This is a genomic window from Amycolatopsis nivea (assembly GCF_004522235.1).
GTDB classification, from domain to species: Bacteria; Actinomycetota; Actinomycetes; order Mycobacteriales; family Pseudonocardiaceae; genus Amycolatopsis; species Amycolatopsis nivea.
This window is the reverse complement of sequence record NZ_SDLT01000072.1, coordinates 1-21761: the sequence shown is the minus strand read 5'-3', so window position 1 is coordinate 21761 and position 21761 is coordinate 1. Positions and strand designations below refer to the sequence as shown.

19 protein-coding genes are annotated in these 21761 nt (G+C 69.0%); 4 read left to right on the top strand and 15 right to left on the bottom strand.

Annotated features, from left to right (window positions below; translation table 11 throughout):
* Positions 1–195 precede the first annotated feature (195 nt).
* On the top strand, positions 196–852 hold the full coding sequence (gene rpe / locus EIZ44_RS42855; RefSeq protein WP_134734447.1) for a ribulose-phosphate 3-epimerase: 657 nt from the start codon (positions 196–198) through the stop codon (positions 850–852).
* A gap of 189 nt (positions 853–1041) precedes the next feature.
* Here rpe and EIZ44_RS42850 read toward each other — a convergent pair whose 3' ends face one another.
* Positions 1042–2493: a DNA-binding protein gene (locus EIZ44_RS42850; protein ID WP_134734444.1), complete on the bottom strand. Its 1452-nt coding sequence runs from the start codon at positions 2491–2493 to the stop codon at positions 1042–1044.
* Positions 2494–2976: 483 nt separating this feature from the next.
* Here EIZ44_RS42850 and EIZ44_RS42845 point away from each other — a divergent pair, with 483 nt between their 5' ends.
* Complete coding sequence (locus tag EIZ44_RS42845) at positions 2977–4371, top strand: DNA-binding protein (protein WP_037820736.1); 1395 nt, start codon at positions 2977–2979, stop codon at positions 4369–4371.
* A gap of 357 nt (positions 4372–4728) precedes the next feature.
* Here EIZ44_RS42845 and EIZ44_RS42835 read toward each other — a convergent pair whose 3' ends face one another.
* The 5 genes from EIZ44_RS42835 to EIZ44_RS46350 form a co-directional block, all read right to left on the bottom strand.
* On the bottom strand, positions 4729–6408 hold the full coding sequence (locus EIZ44_RS42835) for a PQQ-dependent dehydrogenase, methanol/ethanol family (RefSeq protein ID WP_037820735.1): 1680 nt from the start codon (positions 6406–6408) through the stop codon (positions 4729–4731).
* 16 nt (positions 6409–6424) lie between these two features.
* On the bottom strand, positions 6425–6880 hold the full coding sequence (locus tag EIZ44_RS42830; protein WP_043832392.1) for an MSMEG_3727 family PQQ-associated protein: 456 nt from the start codon (positions 6878–6880) through the stop codon (positions 6425–6427).
* A gap of 432 nt (positions 6881–7312) precedes the next feature.
* Positions 7313–9520: a catalase/peroxidase HPI gene (katG, locus tag EIZ44_RS42825; protein ID WP_205673483.1), complete on the bottom strand. Its 2208-nt coding sequence runs from the start codon at positions 9518–9520 to the stop codon at positions 7313–7315.
* Between the two features lie 19 nt (positions 9521–9539).
* On the bottom strand, positions 9540–10094 hold the full coding sequence (locus tag EIZ44_RS42820; RefSeq protein ID WP_235146721.1) for a manganese efflux pump MntP: 555 nt from the start codon (positions 10092–10094) through the stop codon (positions 9540–9542).
* Positions 10095–10206: 112 nt separating this feature from the next.
* Positions 10207–10278, bottom strand: coding sequence for a pyrroloquinoline quinone precursor peptide PqqA (locus EIZ44_RS46350; RefSeq protein WP_500676319.1), 72 nt, complete (start codon positions 10276–10278; stop codon positions 10207–10209).
* A 295-nt stretch (positions 10279–10573) separates the two neighbouring features.
* Here EIZ44_RS46350 and EIZ44_RS42815 point away from each other — a divergent pair, with 295 nt between their 5' ends.
* On the top strand, positions 10574–11044 hold the full coding sequence (locus EIZ44_RS42815) for a ribose-5-phosphate isomerase (RefSeq protein WP_043832394.1): 471 nt from the start codon (positions 10574–10576) through the stop codon (positions 11042–11044).
* A 100-nt stretch (positions 11045–11144) separates the two neighbouring features.
* On the opposite strand, the gene EIZ44_RS42810 is transcribed toward EIZ44_RS42815, so the two are convergent.
* From EIZ44_RS42810 to EIZ44_RS42795, 4 genes are all read right to left on the bottom strand, one after another.
* A complete protein-coding gene (locus EIZ44_RS42810) occupies positions 11145–12170 on the bottom strand; it encodes an HAD-IIA family hydrolase (protein ID WP_043832396.1) in 1026 nt (341 codons plus the stop codon).
* Entirely contained in the window at positions 12163–13149 is a 987-nt protein-coding gene (locus tag EIZ44_RS42805) for a fructose-bisphosphatase class II (protein WP_134667811.1), read from the bottom strand. Before EIZ44_RS42805 ends, EIZ44_RS42810 begins: the two co-directional genes overlap by 8 nt.
* A gap of 90 nt (positions 13150–13239) precedes the next feature.
* Entirely contained in the window at positions 13240–14217 is a 978-nt protein-coding gene (locus tag EIZ44_RS42800; RefSeq protein ID WP_134667812.1) for a class I fructose-bisphosphate aldolase, read from the bottom strand.
* Positions 14204–15181: a LysR family transcriptional regulator gene (locus EIZ44_RS42795; RefSeq protein WP_134667813.1), complete on the bottom strand. Its 978-nt coding sequence runs from the start codon at positions 15179–15181 to the stop codon at positions 14204–14206. Before EIZ44_RS42795 ends, EIZ44_RS42800 begins: the two co-directional genes overlap by 14 nt.
* A gap of 413 nt (positions 15182–15594) precedes the next feature.
* On the opposite strand from EIZ44_RS42795, the gene EIZ44_RS46345 reads away from it, so the two are divergent.
* Positions 15595–15669 carry a pyrroloquinoline quinone precursor peptide PqqA gene (locus EIZ44_RS46345; protein WP_491307209.1) on the top strand — a complete coding sequence of 25 codons (75 nt, stop codon included), beginning with the start codon at positions 15595–15597 and terminating at the stop codon, positions 15667–15669.
* A gap of 63 nt (positions 15670–15732) precedes the next feature.
* Here EIZ44_RS46345 and pepN read toward each other — a convergent pair whose 3' ends face one another.
* Genes pepN through pqqB form a run of 5 tightly spaced genes read right to left on the bottom strand, consistent with a single transcriptional unit; the run spans position 15733 to position 21195 of the window.
* Positions 15733–18225, bottom strand: coding sequence for an aminopeptidase N (gene pepN, locus EIZ44_RS42785; protein ID WP_134734442.1), 2493 nt, complete (start codon positions 18223–18225; stop codon positions 15733–15735).
* A gap of 3 nt (positions 18226–18228) precedes the next feature.
* A complete protein-coding gene (gene pqqE / locus EIZ44_RS42780) occupies positions 18229–19329 on the bottom strand; it encodes a pyrroloquinoline quinone biosynthesis protein PqqE (protein WP_167754465.1) in 1101 nt (366 codons plus the stop codon).
* Positions 19326–19601 carry a pyrroloquinoline quinone biosynthesis peptide chaperone PqqD gene (pqqD, locus tag EIZ44_RS42775; RefSeq protein ID WP_043832403.1) on the bottom strand — a complete coding sequence of 92 codons (276 nt, stop codon included), beginning with the start codon at positions 19599–19601 and terminating at the stop codon, positions 19326–19328. Before pqqD ends, pqqE begins: the two co-directional genes overlap by 4 nt.
* Complete coding sequence (pqqC, locus tag EIZ44_RS42770) at positions 19601–20296, bottom strand: pyrroloquinoline-quinone synthase PqqC (RefSeq protein WP_037820720.1); 696 nt, start codon at positions 20294–20296, stop codon at positions 19601–19603. The genes pqqD and pqqC overlap by 1 nt, the downstream gene beginning before the upstream one ends.
* Positions 20293–21195, bottom strand: coding sequence for a pyrroloquinoline quinone biosynthesis protein PqqB (pqqB, locus tag EIZ44_RS42765; RefSeq protein ID WP_037820718.1), 903 nt, complete (start codon positions 21193–21195; stop codon positions 20293–20295). The genes pqqC and pqqB overlap by 4 nt, the downstream gene beginning before the upstream one ends.
* Between the last annotated feature and the right edge of the window lie 566 nt (positions 21196–21761).

Genomic DNA, 21761 nt, shown 5'->3' with positions numbered 1-21761 from the left:
CAGCACATCCAACGCAACCTGCAACCGCACAACAAACTCCTTCGCCGTCGTCGATGAACTCCGTTCCACCATCGCCTCGCCGGTCCGTTTCCGGCAACACCGTGCCACATGCGCAAAAGCAATCCCCCGATACGCACAAGCAATGCCCGGCGGCGGCGAACCGAAATTACGATTTGTCTCGTGTCGAATAAACCATTGATCGCCCCGTCCATCCTCTCCGCCGATTTCGCGCGGCTCGCCGACGAAGCGGCCGCCGTGCACGGACGTGCGGATTGGCTGCACGTCGACGTCATGGACGCGCATTTCGTGCCGAATCTGACCTTGGGCCTGCCGGTCGTGCAGTCGCTGCTGGCGACGACGGACATCCCGGTGGACTGCCACCTGATGATCGAAAACCCGGACCGGTGGGCGATCGGGTACGCGGAAGCGGGTTCCTACAACGTCACGGTGCATGTCGAAGCCGCGAACGATCCGGTCATGCTCGCGAAGAACGTGCACGCGGCAGGAGCGAGGGCAGGACTCGCGATCAAGCCGAACACCCCGCTGGAGCCGTATCTGGACGTGCTCAAGCACTACGACACCCTGCTGGTGATGTCGGTGGAGCCCGGGTTCGGCGGGCAGAAGTTCATCGCCGAGGTCCTGGACAAGGCGCGCACCGCGAGGCGGCTGGTCGACACCGGGCACCTGAACCTGGTGGTGGAGATCGACGGCGGCATCAACGGCGACACGATCGAACAGGCGGCGGAGGCCGGCGTCGACTGCTTTGTGGCCGGCTCGGCGGTGTACGCGGCCGACGACCCGGCCCGCGCCGTGGAAGGGCTGCGCAGGCAGGCAGAAAGCGCCAAACGCTGAGCCGCGGCCCCGCGGGGCAGGAGGCCGCGGCCGCGAGACCGGCCCGGCTGCCGGGGCGTCCTCCGCGGCACGGGTTCCTGCCGCCGCGAAGTCCGGCCGCCGGGCATCCTCCGCACGAGGGCGCCCGCGCCGCCGCGCTTCGGCTGCCGGGCGCTCCCGTGCGCCCGATCGCCTCTCCCGCCGCGGACCTCAGATGCCGAGCATCCTCCGCAGCTCGGGAGCCTGCCGCCGCGACACGGGAACCGACTCGTGCGACCGCGGGTCCATGATCAGGAACAGCTCGCCCTTGATGCCCCGTTCCAGCTCGGCAACCCGGCGCAGGTTCACCAGGAACCGCCGGTGCACCCGGCTGAACCCGCAGGACAGCAGGGAACGCTCGATGTTGTCCAGTCCCCGGGTCGCGGCCTGGATCCTTCCCCGTTCCGTGTTCAGCCACACGATGTTCCGGTCGGCCTCGGCGTAGCGGATCTCCGACGGGGCGAGCAGCACCAGCCGCTCGTTGCGGATCCCGACGATCCGCCGGGGCAGCGGGCCGACCGCGGCTTCCGCGCGTTCCTCGTACGGTTCCCCTTCTCGCACCCCGAACACGCACAGCATCCCCACCACGTGGTCCGAGTCGAGGACCGGCCGCAGGGTCACCGGGGTGGCGTCCTCTCCCGGGCTCACGGGCAGGCACGCGTAGCCGCTCCAGCGAGCCGGCCCCTGCGCGCGTTCCTTGGCCCACCGCACTACTTCGGGAAGCCCGGAAATGTCCGGGGTCCAGCGTTTCGCCGGTTCGGTCGCGCCCGGCGAAATACCGCTTTCGGGAGTCAGCCCGAGCAGCGACACCGCCTCGTCGTTCGCCGCGATCACATTGCCGCCGCGGTCCATCGCCAGGAACGGATCGGCGACCTGATCGCATTTGCGGTTGAACTCGGAGATCACTTTGTCGGCCTCGTAAATGGCGCGCCGGTAGATCTCCTGCTCGACGCAGGCGGCGGCCTTCGTCAGCCACGCGGGCACCAGTTCGGACAACGCCGCGTTCCACCGCGAGATGTTGATCGACGCGACCGGCGAACCGGTCACCACGTCGCGGACCGAGATGCCCGCGCAGGACCACCGGTGGAACGCTTCGCACCAGTGTTCCGGCCCGGTCACGGTCACCGGACCGGACACTTCCAGCGAAGTGCCCATCCCGTTCGTGCCGGTGCACTGCTCCGACCAGGACGACCACGGGGCGAGGTTGTGCAGTTCGGCCCGCCGCCGCGCGCTGGGGTCGCCCCACGCGCCGAGGACGCGCCCGTCGCCGTCCGCGACCGTGACCACGGCGCCGTCCTGCTCCACTTCACGACCGGCCAGCGCGCCGAGGCCGCCGAGCGTCGTGAAGATGACGCCGTTGTCGAGGCGCTGGATGTCGTCGCCCCGTGCGCCCGGCGCGACGTCCAGCGTCCGGTCCACCTCGTAGCGGTCCCGGCACCGGTACCACGACGCCAGGATCTCCGGGCGGACGCCGGTTTCGATGTCCTCTCCCGCGGCGAAGCTCTCCCAGGCCTGAGCCACTTCTCTCGCTGACGACGAGGTTTCCAGCGAGCCGCCCGCCAGGTCGCCGTGTCTGCCGGACTCACTCGGTGCAATCGCCAACGGCGGCACGCTCACGGTCATCGCGACCTCCTCGTCGCCTCGAGCACCGGGGTCCCCTGGGACCGCCGGGCTGTGACAGCGGTAACCAACGTAACTCGGCGTAGCGCGGCATTACAAGACATGTCCGCGTCGCCCAGTCACGAAGTTGTAGACAAACAAGATCGTTGTCCCGCCGCGGGCGGGCGATCCGGATTTCCCGTCATACGGGACGATGTTCCCGGCTCGTGGCCGTTCGGCGGAAAATCGTTCCGTGCGGCGCCGCCCAGGTCAAGCGCACGCCGCGCGCTCCGAAGGGTAGGGCAGGCAGGCCCGGTCCGGGCCGGTCCGCCGCTGGTGCGAGGACGACCGCCGGTCGTCCTCGTTCCGCCGCCGTTCATCCGGCATTCGCCCGCAGTCATCCCGCTCGGCTTGCCGCCGCGCCGAGCCGGAGCTTAGCTTCCGTGAGCGCCCGGACGACCCGGGCCGCACCCGTTCGGATCTGCACCGGACCAAAGGCGGTCTCACATGGCGGACGTACGCCGGCTCGACGCGGCAGCACGCAACCGTGGCGAAGCAACGGTGTACCAGGCCTGGGAACGTTTCGCCCGGGGCGAGGACGACCTCCGCGGCGTGCGGCCCGAGGTCGCGATTTCCTGGCACCGGTGCCGGGACCAGTTCCGGGTCGATCCGCTCCTCACCGAAGCTCCGGTCGCCGTCGCCGAAGTCGACCAGGCACTGGAGCGCGACGTCGTCATCGCGGAACTCGGCTTCCGCGCCGCAGCGCTCGCGCACGAGGTCAATGCGGGCGGCGGCATCGTGACCATCACCGACGCGAGCGGACGGGTCCTGGCCCAATGGGGCGACCCGGCCACCCGCACCGTCGCCGCCGAGGCCAACCTGGCGCCGTGGTTCTGCTGGTCCGAAGGGGCCACCGGAACGAATGGCATGGGCACCGCGCTGATGTCCTACGCGCCGGTGGTGATCCGCGGCGCGGAACACTGGTGCCAGGCGTTCCACGACTGGAACTGCGCCGGTGTCGCGATCCGGGACGTGGTGACGAGGGAATCGGTCGCGGTGCTCAACATCTCGTGCTGGCGCGGGGATCTTCCCGGCGCGGCCGGGGCTTGGCTCAGCAACGCAGCCACGATGACCCAGCGCATTCTTCGCCGGCGCGCCCAAGACGACGGCGCCCAGCTGATGGCTTCCTTCAACGACGCCAGGGCGCGCTCGAGCGCGGCGCTCGCCGCGGTCGATCCCTCGGGGCGGGTGGTGCTCGCCGACGACACGGCGAGCGTGCTTCTCGGCATTCCCGGCTCGACGCCCGCCCCCGATCCCGCCGTGCGGTGGAAACCGGAACTGCCGGAATTCATCCAGGCTTCCGTCTACGCCGCGAAACAGGCGACGCGCAATCACGACTGGCTCGGCTCGACGCAGATCTTCACCAGGCTCGCCGCCGAACCCATGCCGATCAGCTTCCGGCCGGTGTTCCTGTCCGGGCACCTGCTGGGCAACCTGGTCACCTTCGGGACGTCGGAAGGCGTTCCCTTGCCCCGGTCCGGCGAGGACGGCCCTCAGCGGGCGCAGCCGCACCGGATGGTCGCGACCCGCGAAAACCGCATGGTGCTGCTGCGGCTTCCGGAAGTCTCTTTCGCCCAGTCGGACGGCAATGACGTGTGGCTGTCGACCGACCAGGGACGGCTGCGCTCCGCCTCTCCCGGCCTCGACAAGCTCGAAACCGAACTGGGCGACGCCGGCTTCCTGCGAGTGCACCGCCAGTACGTGGTGAACCTGAGCCGCATCCGCGAGGTCGAACGCCGCTACAAGGGCGAGCTGTTCCTCGTCATGGACGACCAGGAACAGACCATGGTGCCGGTTTCCCGGCGGAACACCCCGGCGGTGCGGCGGGCGCTGGCGATCTGAGGCTCTTCAGCCGCGGTACCGGTGCACCTCGCACACGCAATACATGAGACGGCAACTGCAGCACGCCGGCTTTCCGGCGCACACGATGCACGGCCCGCACCGCACCGGTTCGGTATGGCGCGCACGGTCCTCCTGCCGGTAATCCTCCCCGCAATTCCAGCAGGAAAGCAGTTCGGCTCCGGGTCCCGGATTCGCCGTCGACGACTGGCTCATTCCAGCTCACCTTTCCGGTCGTTGCTTATCGGGAAAAAAGCCCGCCCGGTGCTCGAATCGTCGGGGCGATTCGAGCACCGGGCGGGCCCTAACGGAAACTCCCGGAAGTTTTCCTGAAGTCTCCCGCCGACACCGATTCTCCGGTCACAGCGAGAAGGTGATCACCGCGGCGCCATGCCCCTGGCCGGACATGCCGGGCACAATGCCTTCGAGCCAGCCGCCCCAGCCGACCGGCACCGTGATGTACTGCTTGCCGTCGAGGGAATAGGTGCTCGGGCTGCTGTGGTGCCCGCTGCCGCACTGGAAGCTCCAGAGCTTCTCGCCCGTCTCGGCGTGCAGCGCCATGAACTCGCCGGCGGGCGTGCCCGCGAACACCACGTTGCCCGCGGTGCTGAGCGTCGACGCGGCCATCGGCAGATCCATCCGGTAGCGCCACTTCTCCTCGCCGTGCGAGTCGAACGCGCTGACCGAACCGGCCATGTTGTCGATGTCGACCTCGACGGCGGCTCCCCAGTAGGGCATGCCTTCCTTGAACTCGCGACGGCGCCGCGTGGCGGTGGCGCCCACGTCGGCGACCGGCACGTAGAACAGGTCGTGGTCCGGGTTGTACGAGGCGTGCGTCCATTCCTTCGCGCCGGCCGGGCCGGGGAAGAAGTGGCAGGGCTCGCCTTCCTTGTCCGGGTACTTCCGCGGCGTCACCTTGCCGTCGCGGGTGATGACGCCCCAGTCGATCCGGTCGACGAACGGGGTGACGTGCTGCAGTTCGCCGTTGGTGCGGTCGAGGACGAACATGTACCCGTTCTTGTCGAAGTGGGCCAGCAGCTTCTTGCCGTCCCGCTCGAAGAGGGTCATCTCCATCGTGGAGTCGTAGTCCCACAGGTCGTGCGGGGTGAACTGGTAGTGCCACTTGATCTCGCCGGTGTCGACGTCCAGCGCGACGACGCTGTCGGTGTAGAGGTTGTCGCCCTCGCGGACCTCGCCGTCGAAGTCGGGAGCCGGGTTGCCGGTGCCCGCGTAGTAGAGGTTCAGCTCCGGGTCGAACGTGCCGGTCACCCAGTGGTTCGCGCCGCCGCGCTGCCATGCCTCGCCGTCGGCGGGCCAGGTCTCCGAGCCGGGCTCGCCCGGCTTCGGGACGGTGTAGGTGCGCCAGCGCTGTTCGCCGGTCTCGAGGTCCCAGCAGTCGATGTGGCCGCGGACGCCGTACTCGCCGCCGGCGGAACCGGTGATGAGGGTGTCCTTGATGACCAGCGGGGCGATCGAAGCGCTCTCGCCCGCGCGCACGTCGCCGATGGTCTTCTGCCAGACCTTCTCGCCGTTGGTCGCGTCCAGAGCCACCAGCTGGGCGTTCTGGGTCACCATGTAGACCTTGCCGTTGGCGACCGCGCAGCCGCGGTTGACGTTCGCGCAGCACAGCGTCACGTCGACCGGAATCGCGTGCTTGTAGCGCCACAGCTGCTCGCCGGTCCGCGCGTCGAGCGCCCAGAGCCAGCCGTCCCAGCCGGTCACGAACATGACGCCGTCGACGACGATCGGGCACGCCTCGAACGCGTAGGTCGAGGTGGAGGCGATCACGCCGGTCGCGCTCGCCTGGTGGATCCAGGCGACCTTCAGGTTCTTGACGTTGTCGGCGTTGATCTGGTCCAGCAGACTGTGCCGCTGGCCGTCGTAGGCGCCGTAATAGGTGATCCAGTTCTGGGATTCGCTGCGCGCCTGAAGAATGCGCTCGTAATTGATGCCGCTCGTCACGTCCGGAGCGCTGTGCGGCATGTTGGAAAGCTTGTTGTGGTTGAACGCCCGGCCGGCGTCGACGTATTCGAGGGTCATGACTGTTCCTCCCGGTTCACGGCCGCGGCTGGGCGGGTCGGTCGAGTTTGGCTTCCGGCGGCACCTCGCCGGTGACGACGATGGCTCCGGTCAGGCCCCTGCCCTCGTCGTTGCCGGCCGGCGAGCCGTACCAGTAGCAGCCGGGGCCGTCCAGTTCGAGCCGCGCGCTGCCCTTGGAGTGGTTCAGCAGGCCGATGAACTGCCGGTCGCCGTTGCTCGGGAGCAGGCAGGCGTGCGTGTTCTTGTCGTCGTTGATGATGGTCAACTCGAGGATGCCGCCGTGCGGCAGGATCAGGATCCCCGGCTCCCACTGCATCGCGTCCTCCGGAATCCGGATGGTCGCTTCCATCGTGCCGTCGGCACGCTCGGTCGCCTTGCCGACCGAGCCCGTGCCGAGCACGGCACCGATGGTCGCCTTGTTCTGTCCGCTGAGTTCCGCCAAGAGGTCTTCTCGCTCTTCGGCAATGGTCATCGGACGTCACCTCCTCGTCAGCACACGTGAACCTTCTGACAGTTTTCCCGAAGCACTCGCATCGATTACCGGATCGACCGGGGAAATTCCCGAGCCGGTAACGAAATCCGACCCTACGCCGGGGAGCGGAGTTCCGATATCCGTTGCCACCGAAGGGCGGATCGGCGCCGTTCCCCCGCCGACTGGTACCGCTCGTGTGCGCGGGACCACACCGGAATAGTCCACAATGGACACATCGGGTTTTTCGGCAGCGCGGCGCGCGGCGTCGTTACGGCGATGCGCAGCGTCGACGGGGCCGCGTTGCTTCTCCGCTCCAGCTGACGTCTGCGAGGGGAACCCTGAGTCAGATCGGCGGCGAGGGTCGTGAAGGGCTCCTTGCGGGAACCAGATTCCCTCAAGGAGCCCTTCACGGACCTCAGCACGAGAGGATCCTCAGCGCGGGTCGAACCGGCCGAGTTCCATGACTTTCGCCCAGGCAGCGGCGAAATCCCGGACGAACTTCCCGCGCGCGTCGTCGCCGGCGTAGACCTCGGCGATCGCCCTCAGCTCGGCGTTCGCACCGAAGACGAGATCGACCCGGGTCGCCGTCCACTTCGCCTCTCCGGTCGCCCGGTCCCGGCCTTCGTAGCCGCCGCCGCGCGGCGCCCACTCGGTTCCCGTGTCCACGAGGTTGACGAAGAAGTCGTTGGTCAGAAAACCCGGGGCCGCAGTCAACACCCCGGCTGTGGACCCTCCGTGGTTGGCTCCGAGGACCCGTAATCCGCCGACCAGCACGGTCATCTCCGGTGCGGTCAGCGTCAGGAGGCTCGCGCGGTCGATCAGCAGGTGTTCCGGAGGCACGCGGTACCCGCTGCCCAGGTAATTGCGGAAGCCGTCCGCCGCCGGCTCCAACGCGCCGAAGGATTCGACGTCGGTCCATTCCTGGGTCGCGTCGGTGCGCCCGGGCCGGAACGGGACCTCGACCGGACAGCCTCCCGCCGCGGCGGCTTGTTCCACCGCGGCGCATCCGCCGAGCACGATCAGATCGGCAAGGGAGACGCGTTTGCCGCCTCGCGCGGACGCGGCGAATCGCCGCTGGATCCCTTCCAGCACTGCCAGAACGACGTCCAGCCGCTCAGGTTCGTTCACCGCCCAGCCGCGCTGCGGTTCCAGCCGGATCCGCGCGCCGTTCGCCCCGCCGCGTTTGTCGCTGTCCCGATAGGTCGACGCGGACGCCCACGCCGTCGAAACGAGCTGCGCGACGGACAGGCCGGAGTCGAGGATTTCCCTTTTGAGCGCACCGATGTCGCCGGAGTCCACGAGTTCGTGGTCCGCCTCCGGCACCGGGTCCTGCCAGATCATCCGTTCCGCCGGGACGAGCGGGCCCAGGTAGCGCTCGATCGGTCCTAGGTCGATGTGCGTCAGCTTGAACCAGGCGCGCGCGAACGCGTCCTCGAACTCCTCCGGGTTCTCGAGGAACCGCCGCGCGATCGGCGCGTAGACCCGGTCCTCCTGCAGCGCGAGGTCGGTGGTGAGCATGACCGGATGGTGTTTCACGTCCGGGTCGAACGGGTCCGGAACGGTGCCCTCGCCCTGTCCGTCGCTCGGGATCCACTGCCACAGGCCCGCCGGGCTGAGCTCGACGTCCCATTTGTACTGGAAAAGCGTCTCGAAAAAAGTGTGGTCCCAGGTGACCGGGGTGCGGGTCCACATGCCCTCCAGCCCGCTGGACACCGCGTCCGCGCCCTTGCCGCCCAGCCAGCCGAGCCCCTGCGCGGCCAGCGGCGCGCCCTCGGGCTCGGGGCCGCCGGTCGTGTTCGGGTCCGCCGGGCCGTGCGTTTTTCCGAAAGTGTGCCCGCCGCCGATGAGCGCCACGGTTTCCTCGTCGTTCAGCCCCATCCGCTTGAAGGTCTCGCGGATGTCGCGACCGGCCAGCACCGGGTCGGGATTGGTGGCCGGGCCTTGCGGATCGACGTAGACGAGCCCCATTTCCTCGGCTGCCAACGGCTCGTCGAGCTCGTGCAGGCCGTGGTGGCGTTCGTCGGCCAGCCACTTGCGTTCCGGGCCCCAGTACGTCTCGTCGGGCTCCCACACGTCCGCGCGGCCGCCGCCGAACCCGAATGTCCTGAAGCCCATGGACTCCAGCGCCCGGTTGCCCGCGAAGACCATCAGGTCCGCCCAGGAGATCTTGCGGCCGTGCTTGCGTTTCACCGGCCACAGGAGCCGGCGGGCCTTGTCCAGGTTCCGGTTGTCCGGCCAGCTGTTCAACGGAGCGAAGCGCTGCATCCCGGTGCCGGCCCCGCCCCGGCCGTCGCTGACGCGGTAGGTGCCCGCGGCGTGCCAGGCCATCCGCAGCACCAGCGGCCCGTAGTGGCCGAAGTCGGCGGGCCACCACTCCTGCGAGTTCGTCAGCACCTCGTCGACGTCCCGCGCGAGTTCGTCGAGATCGAGCGTCGCGAAGTGGTGCGCGTAGTCGAAATCCGCGCCCATCGGGTCGCTCGCGGGAACGTTCCGGCGCAGCGCCTTCAGGTCGAGCCGGTGCGGCCACCAGTCGTCGGGTTTCCCGCCCGCCGCAGGAGGATTCCGCCTGCCGGACCGGCCGGAGCCGGCCAGCACCTGGTCGTAGGTGCGATAGACGTGGGTGTCGGGATTCTCGGGCATCGCGGTCCTCCCCCGCGGTTCAGTCGAAGGCGAGCGGCAACAGGACCGCCGCGCCGACGAGCGAGATGCCGCTGAGCAGATCCGCCCGGATCCGGATGACCTTGGCGGCCATCCGGCCGACGAACAGCCCGGCGAGCGACAGCACCACCGTCATCGCGCCGAAGGTGAACATCGGGATCACCAAAGAGAATCCGGCGATCCCCAGGCCGGCCCCGGCGAGGAAGTTGTCGACGGTGAGCGAGAACGGCAGCCCGAAGAGCGTCACCCACGGGTGGTCCAGGTCGTCCGCTTCCGTCTCCGGGTTGCGGATCGCCGAGACGAGGAAATACAGGCCGTACAACCCCAGCGCGGCCACGCCGACGTACTCGCCCCAGTCGCCGACGAATTCGCCGAGGTAGCGGCCGGCGACCCCGCCCAGCAGCGGGCCCAGCGCGTCCCAGAGGCCGAAGACCAGGGCGACTTGCACCGCTCGGCGCCAGCCGAACGGGATGGTTCCGATCGCGATCGACGAGCGGAAATTGTCCAGGCTGAGGCCGAACGCGAGCGCCACCAGCGGAAGAAATTCGAGATTCACGGGGACCGCCTCTCCAGGGGGATCGAGCGCGCTCGGAGATGGGCGCGAGGTCCCGCGTCCGGAACCTCGCGCCCATGCCTATTCGCGGAACACGGCCGGTGCGGCCGGGCTGTCAGCGCCGGTAGAAGTAGCCGGTGGCCTCAGCACACACCTCGATGACCGTGTACTCCGGGGTTTCCCACATGATGTCGTTCTCCTTCTGCTGGCTGCTCCCGAAAACCGCTCGATCTCGACGACACCGTCACGAAATCTCCCGGTCACGATCCAGCTTCTTCGCCTTAACACGGCGGCAGCAACCGGCGGTGCACCAGCGGTCGGCAACCGGTGCCGAACGGTGCGCCGCCGTCGACGAGCGGGAGCGGCCGCGCACGCCCCGGCGACGGCGGCGCACGCCCCGGCACCGGCCTATAACGCATTCCAATGACTGTCCGGCAAAGGTTTCCCGCCCATCCGCCGGGACCGGCACTAGACTCGCCGCCGTGCGAATCTATCTTGGCTCCGATCACGCCGGACTCGAACTCAAGAACCATTTCGCCGAACGGCTTTCCGGCCTCGGCTACGAAGTGACCGACGTCGGCCCCGCCGTTTACGACGCGGGCGACGACTACCCGCCGTTCTGCGTCGAGGCGGCGCGGCGCGTCGTCGCCGACGAAGGCAGCCTCGGCATCGTCATCGGCGGTTCGGGCAACGGGGAACAGATCGCGGCCAACAAGGTGCCTGGCGCACGCGCGGCACTGGCCTGGAACGAGGACACCGCACGGCTGGCCCGCCAGCACAACAACGCCCTGCTGGCCGGCATCGGCGCGCGGATGCACACCGTCGAAGAGGCCGAGCGCATCGTCGACGCGTTTCTCACCGCCGAATTCGAGGGCGGACGGCACCAGCGGCGGATCGACCTGCTGACGGAGTACGAACGCACCGGCGAACCGCCCGCCCTGCCCGGAAAATGACCGTCCGCCGCTGTCCGGAACCGGACAGCGGCGGAGTGATCGGCTCGCTCAGCCTGCGGGCAGAACGCGGCGCGCTCCCTTCTCGGCGGCCGCGCCCGGATCACCCCGGACCGGCGACACCAAGCTGCTGTTCGATCCGCTCCCACAGCCGCGCGTCGTCGGAAATCTCCCTGCCGCCGTCGCGAGCCGCCCACGCACCGGCGACGACCGCCTGGAGCAAACGGCCGTTGTCGGCGACGCTCGGCAAGGACGGGACGCCATCCTGCCCGAAACCGGCGATGCACTCGGCCGAGGCGATCCCCAGCGGCAGCGCGGGCGCGAGCAGCCCGCTCACGTCGGCAGCGACATACGTCGGGCGGGAACGCCGCTGCGCGAAAGCCAGATCGCGGAGCCGGGAGGATCCGCTCAGCACGAAAAGCGAGTCAAGGCCCGCGGCGTTCGCCCCCTCGATGTCGGTGCCCAGCAAGTCTCCGCACACCAAAGTGTCCGGCGGAGCAGTGCCCAGCCGAGCGCGAGCCAAGTCGAACAAGGCCGCCTTCGGCTTTCCGACCACGTGCGGGGAAGCGCTGGTCGCCGTCTGCACCAAGGCGACCAGCGCGCCGTTGCCCGGCGCCTTCCCGTACGGCGTGGGGAGCGTGCGGTCGATGTTCGTCGCCACCCAGGCAGCTCCGGCTTCCGCCAGATACCCGACAGCCGCGAGCTCGCGCCACGTGATGTCGTGGCCGAGTCCCTGCACGACCGCCTCGACTGGCGCGCCCGCCAAGTCCGCGACCCGGACCGGCGTCAACCCGGCTTCGGCCAGCGCATGGGCAACGCCCGGGCCGCCGACCGCGCACACTCGCGCGCGAGGAGCCAGCCGCTCGGCCAGATACGCCGCGGCCGCCTGAGAACTGGTGACCACCGACCAGCCGTCCCCGGCGAGGCCCAGCTCAAGCAGGTGGTCAGCGACGTCCGCGGGCGGACGGGACGCGTTGTTCGTCGCGAAGACGACAGGCAGTCCGCATGCGGCCGCGTCGTTCAGGGTCTCGACCGCGTGCGGGACAGCGGAAGCCCCGCGGTACACCACTCCGTCGAGGTCGCAGATCAGCCCGCGATAGCGCGCGAGCAGAGGTTCGGCCTCACCCACGGCCGCGCTCCCTGACATACCGGTGTTCGGACTGGATCGTCCGCACCGTGTCCGGATCCGAGCACAGCACGAGAGACCGCGTGGTCGTGCAGCCCTCGCCGTCGTTCCGGACACCGCGCAACAGCTCGCTGGTGGTCACCCCGGAGGCACAGAACACCACGCTCTCCTTGCCCACCAGGTCCTCGGTGCGAAGAACCGCGGCCGGTTGCTCCGCGGGACCTTCGGGTGCCAGCCGCGCCTGCATCGATCCGCCTAGGCAGGACAACGCGGCGGCAGCGACGACCCCTTCCACGGCGTTCCCGATGCACAGGAACATGTCGACCGGACTCTCCGGCCGCGCCGCGGCGACGGCGCCCGCGATCTCGCCGCCCTCCACCAGATGGACCCGCGCACCGGCGTCCTGGACTTCGCGGGCGAACTCCACGTGCCGACGTCGATTGAGCGTCGCGACGACGACCTCCGACACCCGCATCCCTTTCGCCCCGGCGATCCTCCGCACGTTCTCCGCCACCGGGCGGGTGATGTCGACGACGTCCGCGAGACCGGGGCCGACCGCCAGCTTCTCCATGCTGTGCCGCGGAGCCAGGCCGGCCATCGCGCCGCGCGCGCTGACCGCCACCGCGGTCAGCGCGCGGGGCACATCCCTGGCCTCCGACAGCGCGCCGTCGCCGATGCTGATCGCGATATCGCACACCGGGCCTTCGCCGGTGCCCACCTCCGCGCCGTGGAAGAGGGCGGGGAAATCGTCCGGAGAGCCCACCCCGAGCACCACTGTGCCGTCCATCGCCACCGAGCGCAGCGACGTGTGCATCGCGTCTATGGCGGCCAGTTCGGCGCTGTCGTCGCGGTGCCCGGCCCACCGTCCGGCCGCGAGCGCGGCGGCCTCGGTGCCGCGCACGAGTTCGAGGGCGAGGGCGTCGTCCGGGCGCCGGGCAGCCGCCGCGGCGGCAAGGCCCCATTCCTGGCTCTGCATAGACATCCATCCTGTGCGCGAACGGGCAGATTTCCTCGACCCGGCCCGGCCGGTGCGAACCGCCGCTCGCACCGGCCGGGTCTTCTCGTCGGGCGATCAGCGAGCCGCGGCGTTCGCCACCGCACGCTCCGAGAGCGCCTGCTGAGCGGCTTCCCGCTTGCTCTCGTCGCCTCGCCAGGTCTCCAGCGCCGGCCCGACCAGCGCCCGTCCGAACGAGTAGGTCAGCTCCCACGGAAGCGGGTCGAGCTTCTGCATCGCCGCGAGGTGCTCGGTCGCCTTTTCCGGGCTTTGCCCGCCGGACAGGAACGCGATGCCCGGCACGAACGACGGCACCGTCTCCCGCAGCGCGTCCACAGTGGCCTTCGCGACCTCTTCGACCGACGGCTGCTCCGGGCAGTCCTTGCCCGCGACCACCATGTTGGGCTTGAGGACGATGCCGTCGAGCTGCACCTGCATCAGGCTCAGCTCGTCGAACAGCGCGCGCAGGACGGACGTCGTCACCTGCTTGCACTTCGCCAGCGAGTGGGAACCGTCCATCAGCACCTCGGGCTCGACGATCGGCACGATGCCGCCTTCCTGGCACAGACCGGCATACCGCGCCAGCGCGTGCACGTTGGCCCGCACCGCGCGGTCCGACGGCAGGCCGTCGCCGATCGTGATCGTCGCGCGCCACTTGGCGAAGGTCGCCCCGAGCGCCGCGTAGTTCTTCACGCGATCGCGCAGTCCGTCGAGCCCTTCGGTCACGTTCTCGCCCGGTGCGCCCGCCAGCGGCTTCGCCCCGGTGTCGACCTTGATCCCGGCGAGGATGCCGCGGTCGGCGAGAAACTGCGGGAACGTCTGGCCGTTCGACAGCTTCTGGTGGAACGTCTCGTCGGCGAGGATGATGCCGCTGACCGATTCCGGGAGCTTGGGGGTGGTGACGATCAGCTCCCGGTACACGCGCCGGTTCTCCTCGGTCGCTTCGACGCCCACCCCTTCGAGCCGGGAGGACATCGTCCCGATGCTCTCGTCCGCGGCGAGGATTCCGCGCCGGTCGGAGACCATGATGCGAGCGATCTTGTTAAGAGTGGACATCGATTGTTACTCCTCCTGTGCTAGTGACTTTCGGGCCAGGCCGCGGGCCTGGCAGGGGACTGCCCTTCGCCGCCGCGATCTCGACCAGCTCCTTCGCGTGCCCGGGCAATCCCCGGCGTTCGCTCCACGCCGCGTAAATCGGCTTCGCCGGCATCTCCTGCTCGACCGGGACCAGCCGCAGACTGCCGTCCGCGATCTCGGACCGGACGGTGGAGATGTTCAGCACGGTCACCCGTCTGCCCGCGGCGACCACTTGCTTGACCGCCGCGCTGGAGGGCAGTTCGACGTAGCTTCGCGAAGCACGCGCGGAACCCAGCAGTTCGTCGGTGAACTCGCGGAGACCGGATCCCCGCTCGCGCACCACCAGCTGGGCCGAAGCGAGCTCCTCCACCGTCACCGGGCCGGGCCGCTTCGCCCAGGGATGCACCGCCCCGACGACCACGGCCAGCTTGTCGTCGCAGATGTACTTGGTGACCAGGCCTTCCCGGAACTGTTTCGGCAGCTGGCTTCCGGCCTGGCACCAGCCGTCGATGAACGCGACGTCGGCCTGGTCGGCCCGGATCAGCTGCCGCAGCTCGTCGACGCGGCCGGTCCGCACCTCCACCCGCACCTCGCCGAACGAGAGGCCGGACCGGTTCAGCCATTCCGGGATCAGGTGCTCGGACACGCCCGGGCTGCCCGCGACCCGCAACCTGCTCGCGCTGGACGAACCGGAGCCGAACTCCAGCAGCTCCCGCGCCGCGTGCATCACGTTGCGGGCGTACTTCGCGAGCATTTCCCCTTCCTCGGTCAGCTTCGACCCGGTCGGGGACCGTTCGAGCAGCCGCAGGCCGAGCCTGCGTTCCATGGCGCTGATCCGGATGCTGGCCGCGGGCTGGGAAAGGCTGTGCGCCTGCGCCGCCTTCCCCACGCTGCCGTAGCGTTCGACGGACAGCAGCAGATCGAGGTCGGCGAGCTGAGGCATTTTTGAGGGAAGAACCACGATTTCCCCCTCCCGCTCCGGAATACGTCGTACTGTGCCTGAGGAATCGACACTGACGGTGCGCGGACTGCGCGACCCGCGGTCGCTGGACCCGCGGTGTGCACTGAGCCTGCACTGGCCGGTGAGCCCGGTCAATCCGAGGGACACGAACGTAGCCGCTGCGGAGACGAACGGTGCACAGCACGTCACCTGCGGGAGTTTCCGGCTTGCCCCGCTGGCCGTCGGTCGGCGAAACACCTTGGCGGACAAGGGTTTCAGTCCACTCGGCACCGGAAAACCGCCGTCTGTCACTGCTTTCCGGCCGTCCGGCTCAGATCGGTGGCCGCACTTGCGCCGCATCGGAGATGCTTCCCGGCGAAGCACTCGCCCGGAATCCTTCTACAGGAGGAAATAACGTGAAGTGGGAAACGCCGGAGTACACGGTCGTCGAGGTTTGCGCTGAAGCCACTGGTTACTTCTACCGAGGCTGACAGCCGCTTCAGCCGGCGCAAGGCTTCAGTCTGCCCACGCGACTGAAGCCTTGCGCCTTCCATTCACTTCGTTCGATGCGCGGCGTCGCACGCTCGCGCCGCACGCATGATCAGCAGTTCGGTGCGCTCCTCGCGGAGGACCTTCACCACGTTCTGCGGCAGCAACGTGCTTTCCAGCAAGCGGTCGGTGCCCGCCAGCACACTCTGCTCAGCAGTGCTGAAATGGGGATAGAGCGCGCGGGCGAAGGCCACCGCGAATTCCGGTTCGACGGTGCCCGGCATGCTTTCCAGCGTCCTCAAGTAGCGGTCCGCATACGGGGTGAGCACTTCCTCTTGCCCGGGTTGCGGCAGGCCCGCCATGACGGCTTTCCGCTCGGTGAGCGAAAATTCGCCGTTGAACAGCCGCTCCCAGCCCGCTTCCTTGGCTGCCGCCGCGGGCCGGGCGGCCTCCGCAGTCAAGGCGTTCCGGCGGCCGCTGTCGCCGGGATCCGCCTCCATGGCGACCTCCAGGCATCCGTCGAGGTCTTGTCCCGTCGACGCGAGGCGGAACACTGCACGCCACCGCAGATCCCGATCCACTTCCAGGTCCGCCCACGGGGATCGGCCGTACGCGATTTCGCTCAGCAGACGGTGTTCCCCGTCCGGGACGACGCCGACCAGGGCGCGGGCGAAGACCAGTTGGCGATCGCTGCCCGGAGCTTCGGCGGCCAGCAGCGTTCGCATCTGGTGCGCCAGCGTCGCCAGCATCTCCGTGCGGCGGGACGGATCCCCGTAAACGCGGACAGCGCGCACCGCGCGATCCAGCAGCGCTTCCAGCACCCCGGCATCGCTCTCCCCCGGCCCGTGCGCGAGAACGGCCGCGGTGTAGCTCCGCGCCGGCAAGCGCGCGTCGAGCACCTCGTCCCACAACGCTCCCCAGACGACTGCCCGCACCCGCTGATCGTCCACCGCGGACAAGCTCGCCAGCGCCTTCTGCCGGGACCGGGCGTCCAGCCGGACCTTGACGTGGCTCACCGCGTCGTCGTTGGGCACCACCAGATCCGCGTCGTCGAAGCCGGTCAGCTCGCACTCGGCCGATTCGAGCGAAACGTGCGCGCGCCGCCGCAGCACCAGCTCGCCCTCGCGGTCGTCGAACGCGGCGACCCGGAGGTTCAGCCGCCGCGGCGGAACATCCGCGTGCTGGACAAGCCGGTCCCGGACCATTTCGACGGTATTGATACCGCTGCTCAGCAGCCATTCCTCGACCCACCGGCCGACATCTTCGCCGGAAGCCCGCTGCAGCGCGGCCACGAAGTCGCCGAGACCGGCGTTGCCCCACGCGTGCGTCCGCAGGTAGCTCCGCACCCCCGCGACGAACGAGTCCCAGCCCAGCCGCTCCGCCAGCTCGTGCAGGACCGCCGCGCCTTTCCGGTACACGATCGGGCCGAAGTTCGAGCGCGCCGCGTCGGTGTCGGGCGTCGCCACCCGGATCGCGTGGCTCGTCGGCAACTGGTCAGCGTGCCGGGCGAGAGGCAGGTTGTGATGCGCGAAGCCGGTCCAGCCTTCGCCGTACCGCGTCGCTTCCGGCTGCGCGACGACCGACATCATGGTCGCGAACGCCTCGTTCAGCCACAGATCGTCCCACCAGCGCATGGTCACGTAATCGCCGAACCACATGTGCGCCATCTCGTGCGTCAGCAGTTCGGCTCGCCTGCGCCGCGTGTCCTCGGTGACCCGGTGCCGGAACAGAAACCGCTCGTTGAGCGTGACACAGCCCGGATGCTCCATGCCGCCGAACGCGTACTCGGGGGCGAAAACGTGGTCGTACTTGGCGAACGGGTACGGCAGGTCGAACAGCCGGCGGTAGAAGTCGAGCCCGCGGCTGATCACCTCGAAGAGCTCGGGCGCCTGGCGGGTCAATGCGCAGTAAAGGGAGTTCCGCGCGTAGAGGCCCAGCGACAATCCCTCGTGCAAGGCCTGGACGCGGCGGAACGGGCCGGCGGCGAAGGCCACCAAGTAGGTCGGCAGCGGCGGTGTGGGCGAGAACCGCCAGCTGGTGCGGCCGCCCTCCAGCGGTACCAGCTTTTCCGGGTCGGTGTTGGCGACGACCGTCCAGTGATCCTCCGCGGTCACGGTCACGCCGGCCGTCGCTTTCAGATCCGGCTGGTCGAAACAGGCGAAGACGGTGTGCGCCGCGAACGGCTCGAACTTGGTGTGCAGGTAGACCTGCCCGTCGAGCGGGTCGCGGAAACGGTGCAGGCCCTCGCCGGTGCGCGAATACGGAGCGGTCCCGGCCACGCGCACCGTGTTCTCCCCCGGCCTCACGGCCAGCCGGATGCGGGTTCCGGCCTGTGCCGCCGACCCCAGTTCACGGCCATTGCACTCCACCGCCGCGGCTGTTCCCGCAAAGTCGAGGAAGACCTCTCCAGGCTCCGCGTGGAAGCGGACGACGGTGGTCGTCGCGAACTCGTGCTCGCCGGTCGTCAGGTCGAGTTCCACCTCGTACCGGACGCGCGAGACCGTCGCGGACCGCGCCGCCGCCTCTTCCTTAGTGAGTGTGGTGCCTGCCAGCGACATCCGTCAGTGCCTCCGCGCGGCCGGACGCCGGTAAACCAGGTCCGCCGCTTCGCCGTTGCTGTGATTGGCCCGGACCAGAGCGTCCTGGACCAGGTGGTGGTCCGGCGAGTGCTGGCACACCGGATCGGTGCGCGCCGCGTCGCCGGTCAACGCGAACGCCTGGCAGCGGCAGCCGCCGAAGTCGATTTCCTTGCGCGGACAGCTCTGGCACGGATCCGGCATCCACGCCGTTCCCCGGAAGGCCTGGAACGCCTCGGATTTCGTCCAGATCCACTCCAGGTCGTGGTCGCGGACCGAGGAGAAGGCCATCGTGGTGATCTCGGCGGCCACCGGACACGGGTACGCCGTGCCGTCCGGTGCGACGGTCAGCGCGTTCTGCGCCCATCCGCCCATGCACGGCTTCGGGTAGGGCTCGTAGTAGTCCGGGAGAATCCAGAGGAGTTCCATCCGCTCCCCCAGTTCGGCCTTCCGGCGTTCGTACACGGCGACCGCGTCGTCCAGCTGGGCCTTGCTCGGCATCAGCCGCTCGCGGTTGCGCAGCGCCCAGCCGTAGTACTGGCTGTTGGCCAGTTCCAGCCGCTCGGCGCCCCATTCCGCGCAGACGTCGATGATCGCGTCGAGCCGGTCGAGGTTCAGCCGGTGCAGCACCACGTTCATGTTCAACGGCAGGCCGGCGTCGCGGATGATGCGCGCGGCGGCCGCCTTCTTGTCGAACCGTTTGCTGGCCGCGACCAGGTTCGTCGACTCGGCGGCGTCGCCTTGAATGCTCAGCTGGGCGCTGTTGAGCCCGGCCGTGACCAGGGCCTCCGCCCGGCTCTCGGTCAGCCCGAGGCCGCTGGTGATCAGGTTCGTGTACAGGCCGAGGCCGCGGCACTCGGCGACCAGCGTCTCCAGATCGCCGCGCACCAGCGGTTCGCCGCCGGAAAAGTGCACCTGCACGACACCGAGCCCGGATGCCTCGCGGATCACCCGCACCCAGTCCTCGGTGGCCAGCTCGTCCTGCCGGTCGAGCAGGTTCAGCGGATTCGAGCAGTAGACGCAGTGCAGCGGGCACTGATGCGTGACCTCGGCGAGCAGGCCATAGGGCTGCGGCAGGCCGTTCATGCGACCACCACCCAGCCGCGGCCTCGCGCGTCGTGCAGGAATTTCATCACGTCGTTCGCGAGATCGGCGGCCTGGAAATCGCGTTCGAGCTGGTCGACCACCTGCCGCACGGTCCGGCTGCCGTCGCACAGCCCCAGTATCGCCGCCCCGGATTTGTTCAGCAGCACCACGCGTTCGGGCAACAGGAGCAATTCGACGTCCCGGACGTTGTCGTGCTTGAGCATCGCTTTCGTCGCCAGCTTCGGCACGGCGGCCAATTCGGAATCGTTCATCACGAACTCTTGCGGTAGGCGAGTTCCACGGCGTCCAGCAGGCTCCAGAGCACGTCGCACTTGAACTCCAGCGCTCGGCCGCACGCTTCCTGCTGCTGCTCGGTCTTCGCGTTTTCGACCACCAATTCGAGCAGGTGCGCGATGTCCTTGGGCTGCTGAGTGAGCCGGGCCCGGAAGTAGTCCAGGCCCTCCGTCGCGATCCACGGGTAATGGCGCCGGACATCGGTGATCCGCCTGCTGAGCAGGTCCGGCGCGAACAGTTCCGTCAGCGCCGACGCGACCGCCTCCAGCCACGGCTTCTGGCGGCAGAAGTCGACGTACGCGTCGACCGCGAACCGCACGCCGGGCAGAACGGTGTCCACGTCGTACAGTTCTTCCCGGCTCAAGCCGACTGCTTTCCCCAAGCGGACCCACTTTTCGAGGCCGCCTTCGTCGCCGGTGCGGCCGTCGTGGTCGGTGATCCGCGTGATCCACCTGCGCCGGTCGTCCCGGCCAGGGAGCTTGGTCAGGATGAACGCGTCCTTCTTCGGGAGATTCATCTGATAGTAGAAGCGGTTCCGCACCCATCCGCGAAATTCCGCCTCGGACAGCTCGCCCGCGTGCATCCGCTCGTTGAACGGGTGCAGATGGTGGTACCGCTTCTCTCCGATGGACCGCAGGTGCGCTTCGAACTCCTCGGCAGACCTGACGCTCATACTTCCACCTCCAAGCCGGCTCGGCCGATTTCGATGCCCAAGTCCGTCACCCAGCGCCGTTCCGGGGACTCTTCGTCGAGAATCGGATTCGTGTTGTTGATGTGCGTGTAGATCTTCCGCTTCGCGGGCAGCGCGGCGAGCGCGCGAGCCGATCCGCCGTCCCCGCTGACCGGCAGGTGCCCCATCGACCGGCCGGTCCGGTTTCCCGCGCCGGTCTTGGACATTTCGTCGTCCGTCCAGAACGTCCCGTCCACGAACACGCAGTCGGCCGGCGCCACCTGCTGCTCGAACTTCTCGTCCCATCGCGGCACCGTCGGCGCGTAGACCGCGATCCCGCCGGTCAGCTTGTCTTCCAGGCGATAGCCGACCTCCCATTCCGCCGGCTGTTCGCGGAGCTGGGAATTCCCCACGTAGCGGGGAGCTTTGGAACCGGTCAGGAAGGGGGTCGCGCGCACCCGGTCGTCCAGATCGACCGGCTCGCCCGCCCGGACCTCGGACCAGGAGATGTCGGCGTAGTCGCTCAGCAGCTGCCGCACCGGGAACCAGAGGTTCAACGCCTCCAGCACGGGAAAGGTCCCGTGCACCGTCAGCGACGATTCCTCGCGCAGCATCAGCAGGCCGATGGTGTGGTCGAATTCCGCGTCGGTCAGCACGACCCCGGCGACCGGCGTCTCCCGGATGCCCGGACCGGGATGCAGCACGGGATCCGCCGCGATCTGGTGGAGGACGTCGGGAGTCGCGTTGAACAGGAACCACCGCTCGCCGTCGCCGGAAACCGCGATCCCGGCGTGCGCCGTCGCGTGCTCCGGCTTCGCGCGGGCCTTGCCGCACCCGGCGCAGGCGCAATTCCACTGTGGATAGCCGCCGCCCGCGGCGGCCCCGAGGCAATGAATCAACATTCGTCAACGCCGGCCACGAGGCACGGAAGGCACTTCGGCCACAATGGAATCCGGCAATTCGCGCCTCATAAGGTCCTCCCGCACGGTCGACCGGCGACAACGGCAGGACAAACAGGCGCCGTTGCCCGCCGAGGGCTCCGCCGGCGCGATTATCCGGTATCGTCGCCCTGAACTCGGCTATTCTCCGGAGAGCTTCTTCGCTCGCATCGGGGCCTGGCAACCGCTCGAGCACGACCGGAGCCGAATCACGGACGAACGGCGGCCGGGCCGAGACGAGCGGGAAGCCGTGCGCACCAGCGCCGACGAAAGCCGGGAAGCGGGCGTGACCAGCGGATCGCCGACGCTCCGCGCACCGGCCGGCCGAGGTCTGCCGGGTCGCGAAGGCCCGGACCGCTCGCGCCTCGGCGGCCCACGGTTATTGATTGTGCCTATCGGGGGATTGTTTTTCCTCATGCGGCGAAGCATTGCCGGGCGCCGGCGGCGGGGTGATGGTTGGTGGCCTGTCGCGTTTCCCTTTCTACCGTGAGGAGTTTGTTGTGCGGTTGCAGGTTGCGTTGGATGTGCTG

Bases quoted from the DNA above. Each gene is read 5' to 3' on its own strand.
- EIZ44_RS42850 (WP_134734444.1), bottom strand. From the start codon at position 2,493: ATGACCGTGAGCGTGCCGCCGTTGGCGATTGCACCGAGTGAGTCCGGC.
- EIZ44_RS42845 (WP_037820736.1), top strand. From the start codon at position 2,977: ATGGCGGACGTACGCCGGCTCGACGCGGCAGCACGCAACCGTGGCGAA.
- EIZ44_RS42835 (WP_037820735.1), bottom strand. From the start codon at position 6,408: ATGACCCTCGAATACGTCGACGCCGGCCGGGCGTTCAACCACAACAAG.
- EIZ44_RS42830 (WP_043832392.1), bottom strand. From the start codon at position 6,880: ATGACCATTGCCGAAGAGCGAGAAGACCTCTTGGCGGAACTCAGCGGA.
- katG (WP_205673483.1), bottom strand. From the start codon at position 9,520: ATGCCCGAGAATCCCGACACCCACGTCTATCGCACCTACGACCAGGTG.
- EIZ44_RS42805 (WP_134667811.1), bottom strand. From the start codon at position 13,149: ATGTCTATGCAGAGCCAGGAATGGGGCCTTGCCGCCGCGGCGGCTGCC.
- EIZ44_RS42800 (WP_134667812.1), bottom strand. From the start codon at position 14,217: ATGTCCACTCTTAACAAGATCGCTCGCATCATGGTCTCCGACCGGCGC.
- EIZ44_RS42795 (WP_134667813.1), bottom strand. From the start codon at position 15,181: ATGCCTCAGCTCGCCGACCTCGATCTGCTGCTGTCCGTCGAACGCTAC.
- pepN (WP_134734442.1), bottom strand. From the start codon at position 18,225: ATGTCGCTGGCAGGCACCACACTCACTAAGGAAGAGGCGGCGGCGCGG.
- pqqE (WP_167754465.1), bottom strand. From the start codon at position 19,329: ATGAACGGCCTGCCGCAGCCCTATGGCCTGCTCGCCGAGGTCACGCAT.
- pqqD (WP_043832403.1), bottom strand. From the start codon at position 19,601: ATGAACGATTCCGAATTGGCCGCCGTGCCGAAGCTGGCGACGAAAGCG.
- pqqC (WP_037820720.1), bottom strand. From the start codon at position 20,296: ATGAGCGTCAGGTCTGCCGAGGAGTTCGAAGCGCACCTGCGGTCCATC.
- pqqB (WP_037820718.1), bottom strand. From the start codon at position 21,195: ATGTTGATTCATTGCCTCGGGGCCGCCGCGGGCGGCGGCTATCCACAG.